The sequence below is a fragment of the Aminobacter aganoensis genome (genome assembly GCF_014206975.1).
Lineage (GTDB): Bacteria > Pseudomonadota > Alphaproteobacteria > Rhizobiales > Rhizobiaceae > Aminobacter > Aminobacter aganoensis.
This window is the reverse complement of the sequence record NZ_JACHOU010000002.1, coordinates 470,250-485,211: the sequence shown is the minus strand read 5'-3', so window position 1 is coordinate 485,211 and position 14,962 is coordinate 470,250. Positions and strand designations below refer to the sequence as shown.

Annotated in this window: 21 protein-coding genes; all 21 read right to left on the bottom strand. The window is 62.1% G+C overall.

All coding sequences use genetic code 11. The features are described from left to right. Positions 1 to 46 precede the first annotated feature (46 nt). Positions 47 to 1,810 (bottom strand): TadG family pilus assembly protein, encoded by a 1,764-nt coding sequence (locus GGR00_RS06475; RefSeq protein WP_184698657.1) that lies wholly within the window; start codon positions 1,808 to 1,810, stop codon positions 47 to 49. Then, complete coding sequence (locus tag GGR00_RS06470; RefSeq protein ID WP_082496650.1) at positions 1,811 to 2,425, bottom strand: TadE/TadG family type IV pilus assembly protein; 615 nt, start codon at positions 2,423 to 2,425, stop codon at positions 1,811 to 1,813. Positions 2,426 to 3,002: 577 nt separating this feature from the next. After that, positions 3,003 to 4,253: a tyrosine-type recombinase/integrase gene (locus GGR00_RS06465; protein WP_184698654.1), complete on the bottom strand. Its 1,251-nt coding sequence runs from the start codon at positions 4,251 to 4,253 to the stop codon at positions 3,003 to 3,005. A 223-nt stretch (positions 4,254 to 4,476) separates the two neighbouring features. Beyond that, positions 4,477 to 4,665: a hypothetical protein gene (locus GGR00_RS06460; protein WP_184698653.1), complete on the bottom strand. Its 189-nt coding sequence runs from the start codon at positions 4,663 to 4,665 to the stop codon at positions 4,477 to 4,479. 417 nt (positions 4,666 to 5,082) lie between these two features. Beyond that, a complete protein-coding gene (locus GGR00_RS06455) occupies positions 5,083 to 5,421 on the bottom strand; it encodes a hypothetical protein (protein WP_184698651.1) in 339 nt (112 codons plus the stop codon). Next, positions 5,414 to 5,644, bottom strand: coding sequence for a hypothetical protein (locus GGR00_RS06450; RefSeq protein ID WP_184698649.1), 231 nt, complete (start codon positions 5,642 to 5,644; stop codon positions 5,414 to 5,416). The genes GGR00_RS06455 and GGR00_RS06450 overlap by 8 nt, the downstream gene beginning before the upstream one ends. Further along, positions 5,641 to 6,084 carry an ASCH domain-containing protein gene (locus tag GGR00_RS06445; protein ID WP_210314956.1) on the bottom strand — a complete coding sequence of 148 codons (444 nt, stop codon included), beginning with the start codon at positions 6,082 to 6,084 and terminating at the stop codon, positions 5,641 to 5,643. Before GGR00_RS06445 ends, GGR00_RS06450 begins: the two co-directional genes overlap by 4 nt. Further along, a complete protein-coding gene (locus tag GGR00_RS06440) occupies positions 6,081 to 6,407 on the bottom strand; it encodes a hypothetical protein (protein ID WP_184698647.1) in 327 nt (108 codons plus the stop codon). Before GGR00_RS06440 ends, GGR00_RS06445 begins: the two co-directional genes overlap by 4 nt. Then, entirely contained in the window at positions 6,401 to 7,273 is an 873-nt protein-coding gene (locus GGR00_RS06435; protein ID WP_184698645.1) for an adenine nucleotide alpha hydrolase family protein, read from the bottom strand. The genes GGR00_RS06440 and GGR00_RS06435 overlap by 7 nt, the downstream gene beginning before the upstream one ends. Further along, positions 7,274 to 8,329, bottom strand: coding sequence for a hypothetical protein (locus tag GGR00_RS06430; protein WP_184698643.1), 1,056 nt, complete (start codon positions 8,327 to 8,329; stop codon positions 7,274 to 7,276). Next, the gene (locus GGR00_RS06425) at positions 8,326 to 8,580 is read right to left on the bottom strand and encodes a hypothetical protein (protein ID WP_184698641.1); all 255 of its coding nucleotides are present in this window, start codon (positions 8,578 to 8,580) and stop codon (positions 8,326 to 8,328) included. Before GGR00_RS06425 ends, GGR00_RS06430 begins: the two co-directional genes overlap by 4 nt. Continuing rightward, the gene (locus tag GGR00_RS06420) at positions 8,577 to 9,029 is read right to left on the bottom strand and encodes a hypothetical protein (protein ID WP_184698639.1); all 453 of its coding nucleotides are present in this window, start codon (positions 9,027 to 9,029) and stop codon (positions 8,577 to 8,579) included. Before GGR00_RS06420 ends, GGR00_RS06425 begins: the two co-directional genes overlap by 4 nt. Further along, positions 9,026 to 9,415: a hypothetical protein gene (locus tag GGR00_RS28210; protein WP_210314955.1), complete on the bottom strand. Its 390-nt coding sequence runs from the start codon at positions 9,413 to 9,415 to the stop codon at positions 9,026 to 9,028. Before GGR00_RS28210 ends, GGR00_RS06420 begins: the two co-directional genes overlap by 4 nt. Beyond that, positions 9,408 to 9,821 (bottom strand): HNH endonuclease, encoded by a 414-nt coding sequence (locus tag GGR00_RS06410; protein ID WP_184698637.1) that lies wholly within the window; start codon positions 9,819 to 9,821, stop codon positions 9,408 to 9,410. The genes GGR00_RS28210 and GGR00_RS06410 overlap by 8 nt, the downstream gene beginning before the upstream one ends. Beyond that, complete coding sequence (locus GGR00_RS06405; protein ID WP_184698635.1) at positions 9,821 to 10,033, bottom strand: hypothetical protein; 213 nt, start codon at positions 10,031 to 10,033, stop codon at positions 9,821 to 9,823. Before GGR00_RS06405 ends, GGR00_RS06410 begins: the two co-directional genes overlap by 1 nt. Then, positions 10,030 to 10,452 (bottom strand): hypothetical protein, encoded by a 423-nt coding sequence (locus tag GGR00_RS06400; protein WP_184698633.1) that lies wholly within the window; start codon positions 10,450 to 10,452, stop codon positions 10,030 to 10,032. The genes GGR00_RS06405 and GGR00_RS06400 overlap by 4 nt, the downstream gene beginning before the upstream one ends. A gap of 3 nt (positions 10,453 to 10,455) precedes the next feature. Beyond that, complete coding sequence (locus GGR00_RS06395) at positions 10,456 to 11,550, bottom strand: recombinase RecT (protein ID WP_184698631.1); 1,095 nt, start codon at positions 11,548 to 11,550, stop codon at positions 10,456 to 10,458. 1 nt (position 11,551) lies between these two features. Continuing rightward, positions 11,552 to 12,559: a hypothetical protein gene (locus GGR00_RS06390; RefSeq protein ID WP_184698629.1), complete on the bottom strand. Its 1,008-nt coding sequence runs from the start codon at positions 12,557 to 12,559 to the stop codon at positions 11,552 to 11,554. 195 nt (positions 12,560 to 12,754) lie between these two features. After that, a complete protein-coding gene (locus GGR00_RS06385) occupies positions 12,755 to 13,105 on the bottom strand; it encodes a hypothetical protein (protein ID WP_184698627.1) in 351 nt (116 codons plus the stop codon). Between the two features lie 20 nt (positions 13,106 to 13,125). Continuing rightward, the gene (locus tag GGR00_RS06380; RefSeq protein ID WP_184698625.1) at positions 13,126 to 14,667 is read right to left on the bottom strand and encodes a DUF6745 domain-containing protein; all 1,542 of its coding nucleotides are present in this window, start codon (positions 14,665 to 14,667) and stop codon (positions 13,126 to 13,128) included. Continuing rightward, the gene (locus GGR00_RS06375) at positions 14,664 to 14,936 is read right to left on the bottom strand and encodes a hypothetical protein (RefSeq protein WP_184698623.1); all 273 of its coding nucleotides are present in this window, start codon (positions 14,934 to 14,936) and stop codon (positions 14,664 to 14,666) included. The genes GGR00_RS06380 and GGR00_RS06375 overlap by 4 nt, the downstream gene beginning before the upstream one ends. Positions 14,937 to 14,962: the final 26 nt, after the last annotated feature.

The following is a 14,962-nucleotide window of genomic DNA, read 5'->3' as shown; positions in this document are numbered from 1 at the left end:
ACGAACGCGCCTGCGGGGTTGTCCCCGCAGGCGTTTGCTCCTCTGGCTACAGAACCAGCACCGAGCGGCCGCAGGACACGCCGTGGACGCGGATGTCGGCCTCGCCGACCTTGACGCCCAGCAGCGCAAGGACGTTGAAAACCAGGCCGTCGACCGGGGCCGTGACGCTCGACAACAGGTTTGCGACGGCGTTCTTGACCGCGGCCTCGGAGGGCAAGAGGATACCGATCCCCAGGCCCAGCAATCTTACATCGGCACTGAGCGTCAGGTTCTTGATCAGCGAACTGGTCAGCGACTGCGTGAGGTTGCTGGAAGACACCGACTTGATGGTGCGGTCGTCGATGTCGTTCTTGTTGAAGGCGAGCGTCTTGGGCGTGGTGTTGCCGATGTCGACATTCGCGCTGCCGTTGACCTCGACCTTGATCAGGCCGACGGCATTGACGTTGACCAACTCCGCGGGCTGGACCGTCGGTTCCTTGGTGAAGACACGGAGATCGGCCGGATTGACCTGGCCCAGCCAGACCTCGGCGATGCCGGGCTTGGCGGCCACGTTGACGATTGCGCTGGCCGGCTTTCCAGTCGGGCAGGAGACGCTCTTGAGCTGGCCCTCGGCATAGGCCAATTCGACATAGACGGGCAGCTTGATGGAGGCGCCAAGCACGCCGCCGAGCAATCCGCCGGCGCCGCCGACCGTCGCTTCGATCTGCAGGCGCGTCTGGGCGGTGCGGACGATCTTGCCTGCCTCGCCGATCGCAAACCAGGTGCCGCCTTGCGGCGGCTCGCCGATTGCCAGGTCCAGCTTGACCGACAGCAGGCCGGGGACGCCGGCACCGATGTTGGCCGCGACCTGGTTCTTGCCGTTGGCGATTGCCGCGGCAGCGCCGATCAGTTCCATCAGGCCGACCTTGGCGTCGAATGCCGACGCGCCGTGGCCCAGGGCCAGCTTGCCGACCTGACCCAGGTCGATGAAGTGCGACAACGGCACTTTCAGCGTCACGGGCAGCTTGGCGCCGAGCAGCTTGGCAAGGGCCACGTCGGCATCCTTGTCCTTGGTCGTGGCCGCCAGCGCCGACACGATCTGGCCGACGGTGGCTTCGGCTTTCAGCACGTCATTGTAGGTGCCGGCGCTGACCTTGATTTCGGTCGCCAGGGCATCGACGAACTGCAGGGCGTTCACGTCCGTCGCCAGCAGGGCGTTGTAGTCCATCGCCGCCAGGGACAGGTTGGTTCCCAAAAGTCCGCCCAGAAGCGGATTGAGCAGGGCGCTTTGCTGCGTGTTGACGCTGGCAAGGCGAGAGCCGATGGAAAATGCCGCTTCCGCGGGCGCGCTGGCGACCGCCGAGGTGACGATGTTGCGTTGGCCGGTGACAAGATTGGCGAAGTAGGTGGTCCCGTCCTTGCGGTAGGTGACGCGCACCGCATTGTAAGGCGTCGCATCGACGACGAACCGCTTGTCTGCCTCGACCAGCGCGTCGGGCGTGTAGCGGCCCTTCTCGACCCGGACTTCCCTATAGCCGACCGCCGCCGGCTGGACGTCGAAAGAACCGGACAGGGACACGCCGCCCTGGCCGTTGTTGGCGAAAACCTTGAGCACCGCAGCATCGGCCTTGGCGATGTTGGCCGCGGCGTAGATCGCGGCCAGGTCGGTGATCGATTGCGCTTCGCGGCGTTCGACGTAGAGCGCGCCTTCGTCGACGGCAAATGCCGCCGCCGCAATGCCGATCGGCAGGCTCAGGGCGAACATCGTCGCAAAGTTGCCCCTGGTCGAACGTCGGAAGCTGTGAAGCTTCTGCATGATGCTCGTGCGCATTCAGATGCCCCCCACCCGAATTGTCGAAGAACGAGAGATGGTCTTTTCCGGTAGCGGCAGCATCGGCAGCAGGTTCCAGATCGGAAGCTGGCTGGCGTCGTACCGCAGCGAAACGACGAACTGCTCGCTGTCCTTGTCGCTGTCCTTGACCTCGACGACGAGCTTTTTCCTGTCGATGAAGACGTAACCGTCCGCGTTGAGATCGATGTAGCGTTGCGCAAGTGTCTTGCGCTCGTTCTCGTCAAGACCCGCAATTGCGGTGCGGGCTGCGTCGGCTGCCATCTGCTGGACGGAATGCAGTGCGCCGAAATAGATGCCGTAGGCGATCATCCCGAATACCAAGAGGATGAAGACCGGGGCGACGATTGCAAATTCGATTGCCGAAGTGCCGGATTGGTCTCGAATGATGGTCTGCCGATCAGGTGGCCGGGTGCGGGACAGCGACTTGTCCTGCCTGGCCTTCAGGCCGATCCGTTCGGTGAAGGGCTTGGAACCGTCTGCACCCACTTTGCCGCGCAGGCGAGACGTGCGCCACAAACACCGCTTCGTGCGTCTTTGCGAGGCCTGAATGTCACGAGAACATTGTTTGTATGCAAAGTAATTATGATATTCCATATGCCACCTGTTTGGCGATAGCCAAGATCTATTCACATCACCCTGTGGAGACGCTCAAGATCAGCAGCAGATTGCACATAGAAGATTATTGATTTGCTAATGTGATGACTGATGGTAGCTGATGCTCAAGAAAGACTGTATCATATCCCAACAATCCATATAAATTCTTCTACAATCATTGCGTGAATTGAGTTGTGCTATTGGGTTGTGTGGGAAGGTTTCAAGAAGACGCGCCTGATTGGCCAAACAACGGATTGCCTGCAACGGCGGCATCTGTATCGATGCAGGCAGGACATGGTGGCTTGCTTGTGGCGAGTGGCAGGCGAAAGCGACGGGTGGCGCCCAGTTGTGGCGCGCATGCGCCGGCGGGTGTGCCGCCAAGGCTTTGCAGATCGTGATGTCGGGATTTTTTTCTGGTCGGAGTGGCAGGATTTGAACCTGCGACCCCATCGTCCCGAACAAGTATGGCCGCCAGAAAAACCGCAGAATTCCGGCCTTTCCCGTTCTTCCTGACTCTGAATGTTCCTGTTTATTTCCGCTGTTCCTGTGAGGTTTCTGTGGGGTAGCTGTGGGGCGGTCAGGGCATCCTGACGACGTTGCTCTTGACCCTCATCTCCGGCGATTTGGCGGTGATCAGGGCGGCGGCCTTGGCCTGAAAATCAGGATGGTGGTGCCAATAGGTGTCACGCAAAACCTGCTCGGTCATTCCGAGGTAGCTGGCCGCCAGGGATAGCTCGGTGCCGTTCTGCATCAGCCATGTTGCCGCGGTGTGCCGCAGCGTGTGGGGTGTGACGTCGGTCTTGAAGACACGCTTCGGCTTGCCATCTTTCCCGATTGCCATTTCGTACCAGCCGAGCCCCGCAGCCTCGACGGCCGACTTGAAGGCCTTCTTGATCGACAGGACAGGCTTTCCGTTCCATTCCACAACGTAGTCATGCGCGATCATGCGGCCAACGATCTGGCTCTTGCTGCGCCCTCGGGTCTTCATCTCGAGCGGCGTTGTTGCCCACCGACGCATGTGGGCGACAAGGCGATCGGGCAAGCGAACGGCTGGTTGGCGCTTCTTGGTTTCGACTGCGTCCTGTGCTCGGCGAAAGAAGACGCCGCGGGCGAGGTCGACGAAGCCTTGCCCTTCGGTCGGTCGCATCGCAGCCCCGCATACCGCGCCGGATCTAGTCCCGGTGTAGAGGCCCGTCAGCATGAAGCGGGCCACATGGCGGCCAGTGCGGCGGTCGCTTTCCTCGCCCTTCCATGTCTGACGCATGCGCCAGGCTGCGAGCAGAAGCCGGGCAGCCTCTTGTCGTGTCAGCCACCTGTGGCGTGCAATGGGCTTCTTTGGAAGCGTGATCTTGGGGGCTGTGGTGACGTAGCCCTCAGCGCAATAATGGTTGATGGCAGCCCGCAGATCTTCGAGCTGGCGGCGCGCTGCCGCCTTCTTTGGGTTCTGGTCGACATAGTCGCGGCATCGCTGCCCATTGACATCCGACAGCATGTCGCCGCCGAAGAAGCCAAGGATAGCCACCAAGCGGCTTGCGGCCTCCGACGGCGATGCATGAGTTGGCACGACGTCCTGCATGTAGACGTTCACGACGTCCGCGACGCCTACTTGATGGGGATCACGTCCGCGCTCGCGGGCCGGCCGGTATTTTTCGGTGATGTGTTCTGCGAGCGCTTTTTCAGCGCGTTCGCGGTCGCCAGTGCCGCCGCAAGCGCTGATGAAGGATTGCCCGTCGCGGATGAACCAGCCGGCCTTGTTGCGTAGGGAGCCGTTGGCTTTCCGGCTTTCGTCCCGCCAGACGAGGCGCGCGCCTTTCGAAGTCCTCGACATCGTTCCCTCATAGCCGCGATCTCTGCCAAGGTGACATACTCCTTGCCAGCGATCATTTCGGTTGCCAACCTGCCCGCGTCTCGCTCCTTCCGCAAGCCTGCCGGACCCATTGAGCCGTCGGGGAAAGCGAGCCTGGCAGCCACATCGAGGCGCAACGGGGCATCAACGGCCACTTCTGCCGGCAGTTTATCCCCGACTTCCACATGCTGTCGCAGAGCCCGCGTCATGCCTTATCCTTCTGTGCAGATACAGGGGCGGCTGCGAGCATGGCTGCATATGCCTCAACGAGGCCGGGACCAGGGCCAAGGCGCGGCAGGTGAGCGCGCTTGAGTTGCTGCCAGCCAGCGGCGAGCATCTGCGGTGTCGCAACTGCTGGCACGACCTCGTAGCCCTCGAAGACGAGCTGCATCAAGGCATCAGATCCGATGATCTGCTCCGGCGTCCGCCTATCCATGAGCTTCACCGTCGGGTGAGGGGCGGACACGGAATGACGCCCAAGCGCTTTCTGCCAGCCATGGGCGGCCTAACCTGTCACGCCAGTAGTAGACGGAGCGGCCCGAAACGAGGTCGGTGAAGGCAAAGCCCTCGCACATCATAGGCCGGCCACCAAGCAGACGAGCAAGCGTTTCACCCATTTGCATCACCTGATGGGGAAGAGGGACGGAACGCCGGGCACTTCACGCAGTCGACCTCAGGGCGAACGCACAACCCTGATCCGACGAGCTTCAGGAGCCACATCGGTGCGTTTTCGAAGCGCTCAGGATGCTGGTCCGGCCATTCGCAAAGGAGCGTGCGTTCATCGAAATCTGAGCGCAGGAGGTGGATGCATTCAGTTGCCATCGCGGCCTCCTGCTTGTGTTTGATCCTCCAGGTACTCGCGCAGCCCGACGGTCGAATTCAGGAACTTGGTGATTGTGTCAGCCTGCTCGCCGGGGTCGACACAGCCCCAGTCCGACAGCGCGACCATGAAGTCGGGCAGATCGGCGATCCGCTCGGCCATGGGGTGCATGAGCAGCGCCGCCTCCAGTTCGGCTATCCGCTTGTCCTTGGCGTCGAGGGCATCGGCTGCTTCGGTCATGACCGTATCGGCGTCGTCTATGTCTCCGGCGATAGGATGCGCACCACTCCAGCGCACGCCTTCACGCAGCCTGTTCGCGATGTCAGCCATTGTCCTGCTCCTTCGAGATAAGAGCGCGACCGGCTTCGGTGATGCGGCAGCCAGAAAACAAAGTCCATGCCGCCGGGAGCGTCACCAAGCCCTTCCGGTGCAGTGTTGTGGCGGTAAAGATCTCGCGTCGATCATGGGGCCTCGCCCCCGACCCGCTGCCGTCGGCGTGTGTGTCGCGCCGCGCACGTATCAGAAACTCGCGCTGTTTCGACGTCAGCTTCATTTGCTTTGCTCCTGAAGGGCGCGGAGGGTTGAGGCGACTGCCGTGCACGTGTCTGGCTCGAGGCGGAAGAAGCCGAGTTGCCCACGGCATGGGATCAGCGGCAGAGGAAAGGCATCGCGAAGAACGAACCCGTACCGGCCAAAGAACCACCGGCTATCCATCTCAGTGACGCAATCCACGATACGCGCCATGCCGACCACACCACCACGGGGCATCTCGCGTTCGCGGGGCTCGTCCATGTCCAGCTCTGACTTGGAGACGCCGGCATGGATAATGATCCAGCCCCGGCCCTTCGTCGGCCAGTCGCGGTTCTCGACATCCTTGCCGTCATGGAAGATGTGATGAGGATACGGCTGCTTGATGCTGAGGGCTTTGATCTCCCCGGCTTCGACGCGCTCGATAAGCCCGCGCAGCCTCTCCACTTGGTCAGGGGCGGTCATGCTGGCCTCCGCGAATACCATTCAGTCGTTTCAGGCCCGACGATGGAATAGGAATGTTGGCAAAGCCGCTCCATGAGAAGACCGGCGAGAGCGCGGGCCTTGTCCCGAAGCTCGTCGGGTGATGCAGGGAAGCGCGGATAGTTGATTAATCCGACACGAACGCCAGCTTCTTCGCCGCCCGTATAGATGTAAGCCACGGGCTCGACGGTGACGCACAGGCCGACGGCGAGGCAATGTTCGCGGCACACCTGCTTTGCATGCGCGAGATCGCCGGCAATGAAGATGTCAAAGCGGACCGTTGGGGCGGGCGTCATCGTCACCATGGGGAGCACTCCCCTTGGTCGCGCTGGCATAACGCATCGTTGTCTTGGAAGAGCCAATCGCCCTGTCTGTTGATGTAGCCCCGCAGTTCGTCCCACGACGTTGTTTTGTCGAAGGTGCCACCGTACTGGCGCTCAAGGGCGGCCCACCATTCGGCGCGGTGCCACTCGCTCCGGGCCAGCTCAGCACGCTTGCGCTCGGACTTCTTGAAGCAGCCATCGCAGTTCCCTGAAGGGGTCACGCCGTCGACATCCAGGAGCGCCAGATCAAACGGCTGAAGCAGCCAGAACAGCGACACGTCCGGTTTTGTGATGCCAGCTCCGTTCAGCGGATACCAGACGCGGTAGCGCTCCTTGGGTTGCTTCTTCAGGATACGCTGCGGTTCATCGGAGCGCATGCCGATGGCCGTGGTCCAGTGTTCCCACCCCTCAACGACACAGTAGCGCCGCGCGGTGCGGCTCTTCAGGTTGTGCGAGCAAAAATCGGCAACGCGGTTGGGGAGAAAGCCGAAATATTGGACGAGCTGTTCGAAGGGCTCTCCGTTGCGACTGGCCGTCTCGAAAGTGACAACATCGAAGCTATGCGCCTTCGTGTCGAATACCTTGTTCTTCGGGTCATGAGGGCCGCCGGTCCAGCGCAGTCGATATTCAAGCCATATGATGTCGACGTCCCAATGGACGCTGCAATCCCGCACGAACTCCAACGTTTCCTCACGTTCCTTGCCGGTGTTGGTGAAGATGACCTTCACCCGATCGGCAGGCCACGGCTGGTTCGCCAGGATGATGTCGTGCAACATGCGACCTGACGTGCGACCGCCACTGAACGCAATCTGCACGTTGCCGTCTGGCAACAGAAAAGGGGACGCCATCTATTCGCTCCCCTTCGCCTTGCTTGTGGCGGGGATGAGCACGTCCCCATGTGACGACATGGACATGAGAGCGGCGAGGAGCTTTTGCCTGGTCTCCTTTCTCGATGTCGGAACCCAGCAATGGTAGTTGCTGTTCTGATTGTACTGCCCGAACAGCAGGTCCATGAGCCTGTCTGTTTGTGTCTCCAGCGCCCTGATCGCCGGCTCTCCTGCATCTGCTGGGACGGGAGAGGCTGGTGCCGCTGCGAGCATGTCCTTCCAGATCAGTTCGACGTTTTCTGGCGTGTAGGAGCCGTCCACCCAACTCTCGGGAGACGAGGCGCCTTTGCTGCTTTCTCCAGATCGGCACATCGCCTCTGTCGGTTCGACAGGGACAAGCTTCCACCCGACCGGCACCGCCTCTTCTCGCTGGCTGGAAAGGGCTGCTTCGAGAGGCTGACCAGCAAGGGCTCGGGAAACAACGGGGTTGACCCGAACGAACTCCCAATATCCGTCGAGTTCGACGCGGCCCTCGTCTCCTATCTGGGGCTTATTCCACAGCCATTCTGTCCAGACGCAGTCCCCAACCGCGAAGCCCAAAGCTTCTGCTGCACTGATGATCTCTTCGGCAAACTCGGGCATATCGCCTTCGCAGCCGTCAATTTCCATGTTCGTGGGCAGTGACGGGATGACGTGCGAGCCGTGTTCGTTGCGCCCGTCGAGAAAGACCATCATGCCGGGGCGACGGAACGTCTCGACCATCTCCTCGGTTACCCCTGCCTGGGGAAGGGCTTCGAGAGCGGAGGCGAAGAGCGGAACGTCTACGGAGTCTAGAACTCCGTCAGCAGCGCGAGGTTCGCGCCATATCGCGGCCATCTGCCGGCTGCCAAAGTCGAGATTGTAAACGTTCGTCCAGGCCACCGGGTTGGACTTGATGGAGCCCATGAACTGCCGAGCCGCAACTTTGGCCAGATGCCGTTCATTTTCGACCGGGTCTTGACCAAACCGGACAGCGACAAGCGCGTTTTCGATGATCTTGACGAGCGCCGCTTCCAGAGCCTTTGCGTTGAGGGTCATGGACGGTGCTCCCGCGTATCGAGGTAGTCAAACCACCGATTTGTTGCATGGGCAGTGTCGTAGCCCATGCCTTCGTAGAGGTCGGCAAAATCGCTGTCCCAAGGGACGAACGTCCGCAAGCCGTGGTGGATGGCGTAGCGCCTGCGACAGTCGGGGCAACCGACGTGCTGCGCGGCTCTAAACGTTTGGATGATGTCGAGCTGCCTGTGATGCCCAATGCGGCAAAGAACCCGTCGGATGAGACTGGTCATGGGCGGCGGCCCTCCGCGCGAGCGATGGCGGCGTTGGCGTTGCTCAGCGCCAGCAATAGAGGGTGGTTGTTGCGGGGCGTGGTCATACCATTCGCGCCAGTCGGGCGAGACCATTCGCCGATGGCGTTTGCCGTCTCCGTCAGAGCCGCCAGCAGGCGCGCGTGGCTGTGCTTGAGCGCGAATTCCGGCTTGCTGACGTGGATATGGTTCATGAAGCCCCACGCGCCCGACGACTTGGTCTCGTCAGTGCCATAGGTGCATTCGTCGCAGAGGGGTGCGCCGCATACGAACTGGCCACAGAAGTCGCAACCGTGCGTCGCGGGCTGGCCGCAGCTTGAGCACTTGGCGGTTGCGTGCTCTTCGCACAGATATCGCCCATGCTCGACAGGCTTGCTACAGGCGTAGCCATAGGTCGAGAATTTGCAGCGGTCTTCGGTGCGCCCACTCATCCCGCACTCCTCATAGAAGAGGAGCGGGTGGCGGCTGGCATGCCTTCAAGCATGTGTCGCACCATCGCCTCAGCCTGATTGACATCGAACAGGTTGGTGCCAACCGGCTCGTGCTTTGAGGGCCAAGGCGTGGCCGTATTGTAGTCGCGCTTGAAGCTGATGCCGCCGTCGGGGCTGAAGTCGTCAGGAAGACGCCAACCTAGGAAGCGGCTCACCATATGAGCAATCTGCTCGTCGCTGAGCGCGGGCGAGTGGACACCTGCGATCAGGTCATTGATCTTCCCGGCAATGTGCCTCGCGACGGAGATCGGGATGGCGTGGCCCATCCAAACGCCCCAGCCGGTTACATCGATCTCAGAGATAGGGCCGTCGTTGATCTCAGACATTGGAGGGAGTCCTTGCGGGGGCGAACAGGAGGCGGGGATTGGGCATCGCCAGCTTGTCGGCCTTGGGTTTCGGGGGCTTGGGAGGAGAGGCGATTTTCCGCTTGGGCGGAGCTTTCAGGCCAAGATGCGAGGACTGGCGCGCGTTTACCTGGGCACGAACCGTTGCCTCGGCCTTGGTCTTCGCCTTGTGGGCTTCGTCAATAATGGCGTGGAGGTTGCGTTCGCGGTTCTCCCCACCAAGCCACAGCGGCACCTTGTGGTCGAACTGCGGGCGATCCTGCGGTGTGAACGGTCGGCCAGTGAGAGCGCACGCGCCATCCTGCTTCGCAACGATGCGGCGCTTGCATGCCTCGGATGGCGCGCTGTCGTCGGTCTTGCCGATCCACTCGGAGACGGTGCGGGCCATCAGAACGCCTCCCGCGCTGTGCTGGCGCCTGCCGGCACGTCAATAGCCTCGCCACGGAAACCGGTCAGAGCCGTTTCAAGCTCAGCAATGAGGATGAGCGGAACATGGTCGAAGTTCGCGACTTCGGCCCGAAGCTGCTCGGTGGTCTTGATGAACTCGGAGTAGCCGGCAGGCTGGCGCAGATATGACGAGACAGAGACGAGCTTTTTCATGCCGCTGCCCTCCGCTTCCGTTCGTTGACGTAGCCATAGGTTTCGGAAAGCCAGCGCTCGGCAGCCTTGAAGAAGGTTTCGAACTCGCCTTCCGACATCTTATCGAAGCTGGTGGATCCTGGGATCGCGACCCTCATGCCATTCGGAAGTCCGATCAGGTCGACGACACCAGTCTCGAGCTTGAGGACTTCGTGCAGTCGTTCCGGCGATAGCGCGCACTCGGTGGCGTCAACCACCTCCTGCAGCATCGCCCAATAGGCGCGGTGGCGGTCGACGTTGCGGAATTCCTTGATCTCGATGCGGACGCGCTGGTTTTGGCTGATGCCGTCGAGAGCATGGATGTCCATGTCCATTTCCGGGACCAGATGGTTACCGCGGCGAATGAAAGCGAAGACGGGGCGCTCAGGTTTCTTTGCCATCGCTCACATCCCGTTCAGCGGATGGACTGCGGTGAGGCGGCGGCGCTTGATCAGGTCGGCCAGTTCCCGGCTTTCCTTGTCATCCTGGAATTTTGCTTCGGGATCGAACTCGGTCCAGACTTCTTCCACTGATGCGGCGTCGGCCGCGCCGTTCATTGCGGTGTTCAGCCGCTCGAAGTAGTCGCCATAGTCGGTGCCGGTGTCCTCATCGGCAGGCTCGGATTCTTCGGACGTTTCCGTCGCGGTCTGTTCCTCGACCGCCTCGTGTTCGATGGTTTCCGCCATCAATGCTGTCGGCGATGGTGGCCGCAACACTGCCGGACGCGACGGTGTCACGTCGCGCATTTCCTCTGCGTCCGAAATCTCGCGGACCTCGAACTCGTCGTGGATGCCGCCAAGGACATCGCCGAACAATTCGCGCAGGCAGTAGCCGGCGGCGCGCCACGGGGCCATTCGCTGCGGGAATCGGAACCATGGACTGGTATTCGGGGCGTTCTCGTCCCAGACCTTGTTACCGCCCTTCCACGCATAGCCGGGCTTCGTCGGGCTGTCCTGCCAGAGGCCGGCGCGCTTCGCGTCGGCGACGGTGAACAGTACGGTCTTTTCCTCGCCGGTGTCGCTGCGCTTGGCTGCGCACCAGCCGCAAGTGCGTTCGTCCTGCGTCATTGCGGCGAGTGCAGTCTGGATCGAACCGGGGCGCTCTTTTTCGTCCTCATCGGACGGCAGCACACCAGCGGCCTGCATGACCTTGATATTGTCCCGGCCAAAGCCGGTGCGGAGATAGGCGACACGACCCGACTGCCTGACAACGTTGATCAGCCCGTCGCCATATAGAGCGGGCTTGCCCTCGATGACGGTGAAGCTGCGCAGCGCCACCATGGGCTTCAAGCCCAACTCGGCACCGGACATAATGGCCACAGCCACGGCGCTGACAGCGTCGTCGCCGACGAGTTTGCCGACAAGCGACTTCGGTGCAAGCCCGCCTTTCAGCACGGCCTTTGCGATGCGCCATGTTTCTTCGAAAGTCTGCGGCACGATCGCCGCGACATGGCCACCACCTACGATGGTTGGAAGCCGGACTTCGGTCTGAGCGTTCATATCAAGCCACCTTTGCCTGTTCTTCGACCGAAACGCCCGGAACGGTATGGCCCCTGGCCACCGCGCGCTTGGCGAGGTCGAACATGCAGTTCTTGAGGTCGGGATGGTCTTTCAGGAACTCGTAGAGCGCGGCCTGATCGGTGATCGCGGTCACGACATTGATGACGCTGACCGACGCCGCTCGGCCATAGCTGCCTTTGATCGGCGCTGGGGCTGCAGAGGTGACGGGCTCGGGTGTTGCAGGCTCGTCAACCGGGTCGAACGCCTCTTCGGTCTTCTCGGCAGCCTTGCGAGCTTCTTCCGCCGCGCGCCGTTCCGCCTCGGCCTTGCGCTCGGCTTCACGCTGGCGCTGCAGCTTCGCCGTCTCGTAGGCGCTCATGGCCTTGCGGATTTCGTCCGCGCCTTCCTTGGCCGACTTCACCAAGGGCTGCCATTTCTTGTCGATGTCGCGGCCGGCGTCGAGGTGAGGGCGCTTCAAGTCCTCGCGCTTCTTATCCGCCTCGCCGGAGAGTTCATTGAGCCGGGAACGAAGCGACTGCGCCTTGGCCAACGTCTCGTCGTCGGCAATCACCTTGTAGGCGTCGACACCCTTGCGGGCGGCGTCGATCTGATCGCGCAGTGCCTCGGCTTCATCGACAGCGCCGCTGTTGTGGCCGGCAGGCGCGATCTGTTCAGCGACGACCGGATCGGCATCCGGCCAGTTCGCGCCAGCATCGACAGCGTTGTAGGTGGCCTCGGAAATCGGATGACGAGCACAGAACGACCAGACGTTGGCCGGATCGGCAGCGGTGCCGCCGACAAGCGCCACCATCCCGCCCTCGGTGTTCCAGATCGCAACCGGGACGAATGGGCCATCCTTGTGGGTGCGCTTGCGATAGAACCCTGGCTGCGGGTCGCCCTCGGAAATGCCGAGCGTCGAAAGCTGGCTGCGGGTGAGTTCGCCGCAGTCGCCAGCCATGGCGAGGGCCTTGAAGTACCATGCGTACTGAGGCGGGAAATGAGCGTTCATATTCAGTCCTCCCGTGTAGCAAGCTCTCGCTCGCGATCCATGAGGACGCTGCGAAGCTCTGAGGAAATGTCGGATGCGAAAAGGATTTCGAGGGCGTGGAGTTGGTCGTGCTTTGACGGGCGCCAGAGTTCGCGCTCGGTCGGTTCCAGCGATGCGCCTCGGACAAGAACGCTATCCATCGCCCTCGATCTCCGGTTAGTCGGCGACGCGACGCGCCTGCTCGGCGAAGGGGTCGTATTCGCGAGCAATGCGCATTTCGTAGATGCCGGGGTTCAGTTCGTATTCGCCGTGCGGATGAGCGGCGTCCTGGAAGAACCGCTGCGGCGCCGCCAGAACGGCGTAAAGGATCTGCATGCCGACGGGGACGCCGCTGGTCCGCTCCAGGACATCGCCACCCGACAGGCAGTGATGATGGCCCTGCTCGCTGTGGCTGATGATGTAGCCCTTGGCTCCATGGCGCTCGACCGGTTTGGTGTCCATGTTGTCGGGCAGCGCATCGATCTTGATGATCGTAACTTCGCCCTGTGCTCCGATGACTTCACGCATGGTGGTTCCTTTCGATTGGGTTAGGTGCGCTTCGGGGGGTGCCGGTATTCCGACGGGGCAAGGCCAACTCGCCAGGCCTGTGCGGCCAAGGCGGTGCTGATGGGTTTCCCATCGATGTCGGAAGTGAGTGGTACGCCCTCGAAAATGGTCCCATTGCGAGGGCATTTGGCCTGCAGGTAACGTCCCGGATCGGGGAAACCTTCGAGCGTGACCTCGACCAGAGCGCCGATGTCACTGTCCGGGTCGCCGTCCATAATCCGTGGCTTCAACGCCGGGATCATGCGGGCACCCATGATCTGCATGCCTGCTGCGCGCTGCTCGACGTTCGATGCCTGCAGGACCTCAACCGGGGTCACGGTTTCACGGCTCTCGATCCAATCGGCAGGGACCTGAACGCCGTGCCAGTGATACAGGCTCCAGCCATCGCGCCAGCGATGCGAAGGTCCGGTTTCGCCGTGGGGGCGGTTCTGCTCGTCAACATGCAGCGTCTCCGGGAAGTCAGAGACCAAGCAGAAATCTTCGTGCATGACGCGGAAGCCGCCGTGTATAGCTGCCTGTTCCCAGAACGCGTAGCCGGCATGGCTGGTCAATTCGAGCCCGAGTATGTCCCGGCACGCGGTCAGGTAGCTATCGTATCCCGCCCACATGTTGCCGCCCTGGTAGACATAGCCCCAGCGGCGCGCACACTGGATTCCGAGATCGTTGGCTAGGTCAAAGCATGCCTGAGCGGCAGCGGTCGCCTGACGGGTCGCCTGATAGGTCGCCTGATCGGTCGCCTGACGGGTCGCCTGAGCGGTCGCCTGACGGGTCGCCTGACGGGTCGCCTGACGGGTCGCCTGAGCGGTCGCCTGACGGGTCGCCTGAGCGGTCGCCTGACGGGTCGCCTGAGCGGTCGCCTGACGGGTCGCCTGAGCGGTCGCCTGAGCGGTCGCCTGACGGGTCGCCTGATAGGTCGCCTGATCGGTCGCCTGATCGGTCGCCTGAGCGGTCGCCTGACGGGTCGCCTGATAGGTCGCCTGACGGGTCGCCTGATAGGTCGCCTGATAGGTCGCCTGACGGGTCGCCTGATCGGTCGCCTGATCGGTCGCCTGAGCGGTCGCCTGATAGGTCGCCTGAGCGGTCGCCTGACGGGTCGCCTGATCGGTCGCCTGACGGGTCGCCTGATCGGTCGCCTGATCGGTCGCCTGAGCGGTCGCCTGACGGGTCGCCTGATCGGTCGCCTGATCGGTCGCCTGATCGGTCGCCTGCTTCCGAGTATGCCAGATCGCCGCCGATGCGCCATAGGCGAAGGCCATGACCATAGGAGATGGAACAATGACGATGCGAGGCTTCTTGAGGCCGGCTACGGCATAGAGGCCTTCGATGGCCGGTATGATCTTGTCGGGCTCGATCGGTGCCGTGCGCATGGCGCGTGCGATCCAAAGCTTGGCGTGCTCGTCCATCAACTCCTTTTCACGAGGCGTGATGCCGCCATGGGCCATGGTCTTGGGTGTTGGGCGATAGAGTTCGCGGCTTGGCGTTTCAGCATGCAGCGATGCGCCTCGGACGAAGGGGGCGTTCATGGCCTTTTCCTCGCCTTGAGCATGGCGTCTGCGGCGATGTACGCGGCGCGAGCGACTTTCGCCCAATACTCGCCAAGAGCGACGTCAATGTCGTACTGGTCTGCGGCTACACTGACGTCCAAGGCGCCGCTGTCGGTAGCCGCGCCAGCGAGAAACTGACCAGCGAACCAATCACGCAAACTCATGCCTTCTTGGTGATGCACATCACCCATTGGCGATGCTGCGAGAGCGGCAAAGGCAGGCCCGCCGTCTTCAATCTCGTTTGCCATCAGATCCACCCCTCAATTGCATCGAC

Bases quoted from the DNA above. Each gene is read 5' to 3' on its own strand.
- GGR00_RS06475 (WP_184698657.1), bottom strand. From the start codon at position 1,810: ATGCGCACGAGCATCATGCAGAAGCTTCACAGCTTCCGACGTTCGACC.
- GGR00_RS06470 (WP_082496650.1), bottom strand. From the start codon at position 2,425: ATGGAATATCATAATTACTTTGCATACAAACAATGTTCTCGTGACATT.
- GGR00_RS06465 (WP_184698654.1), bottom strand. From the start codon at position 4,253: ATGTCGAGGACTTCGAAAGGCGCGCGCCTCGTCTGGCGGGACGAAAGC.
- GGR00_RS06455 (WP_184698651.1), bottom strand. From the start codon at position 5,421: ATGGCTGACATCGCGAACAGGCTGCGTGAAGGCGTGCGCTGGAGTGGT.
- GGR00_RS06450 (WP_184698649.1), bottom strand. From the start codon at position 5,644: ATGAAGCTGACGTCGAAACAGCGCGAGTTTCTGATACGTGCGCGGCGC.
- GGR00_RS06445 (WP_210314956.1), bottom strand. From the start codon at position 6,084: ATGACCGCCCCTGACCAAGTGGAGAGGCTGCGCGGGCTTATCGAGCGC.
- GGR00_RS06440 (WP_184698647.1), bottom strand. From the start codon at position 6,407: ATGGTGACGATGACGCCCGCCCCAACGGTCCGCTTTGACATCTTCATT.
- GGR00_RS06435 (WP_184698645.1), bottom strand. From the start codon at position 7,273: ATGGCGTCCCCTTTTCTGTTGCCAGACGGCAACGTGCAGATTGCGTTC.
- GGR00_RS06430 (WP_184698643.1), bottom strand. From the start codon at position 8,329: ATGACCCTCAACGCAAAGGCTCTGGAAGCGGCGCTCGTCAAGATCATC.
- GGR00_RS06425 (WP_184698641.1), bottom strand. From the start codon at position 8,580: ATGACCAGTCTCATCCGACGGGTTCTTTGCCGCATTGGGCATCACAGG.
- GGR00_RS06420 (WP_184698639.1), bottom strand. From the start codon at position 9,029: ATGAGTGGGCGCACCGAAGACCGCTGCAAATTCTCGACCTATGGCTAC.
- GGR00_RS28210 (WP_210314955.1), bottom strand. From the start codon at position 9,415: ATGTCTGAGATCAACGACGGCCCTATCTCTGAGATCGATGTAACCGGC.
- GGR00_RS06410 (WP_184698637.1), bottom strand. From the start codon at position 9,821: ATGGCCCGCACCGTCTCCGAGTGGATCGGCAAGACCGACGACAGCGCG.
- GGR00_RS06405 (WP_184698635.1), bottom strand. From the start codon at position 10,033: ATGAAAAAGCTCGTCTCTGTCTCGTCATATCTGCGCCAGCCTGCCGGC.
- GGR00_RS06400 (WP_184698633.1), bottom strand. From the start codon at position 10,452: ATGGCAAAGAAACCTGAGCGCCCCGTCTTCGCTTTCATTCGCCGCGGT.
- GGR00_RS06395 (WP_184698631.1), bottom strand. From the start codon at position 11,550: ATGAACGCTCAGACCGAAGTCCGGCTTCCAACCATCGTAGGTGGTGGC.
- GGR00_RS06390 (WP_184698629.1), bottom strand. From the start codon at position 12,559: ATGAACGCTCATTTCCCGCCTCAGTACGCATGGTACTTCAAGGCCCTC.
- GGR00_RS06385 (WP_184698627.1), bottom strand. From the start codon at position 13,105: ATGCGTGAAGTCATCGGAGCACAGGGCGAAGTTACGATCATCAAGATC.
- GGR00_RS06380 (WP_184698625.1), bottom strand. From the start codon at position 14,667: ATGAACGCCCCCTTCGTCCGAGGCGCATCGCTGCATGCTGAAACGCCA.
- GGR00_RS06375 (WP_184698623.1), bottom strand. From the start codon at position 14,936: ATGGCAAACGAGATTGAAGACGGCGGGCCTGCCTTTGCCGCTCTCGCA.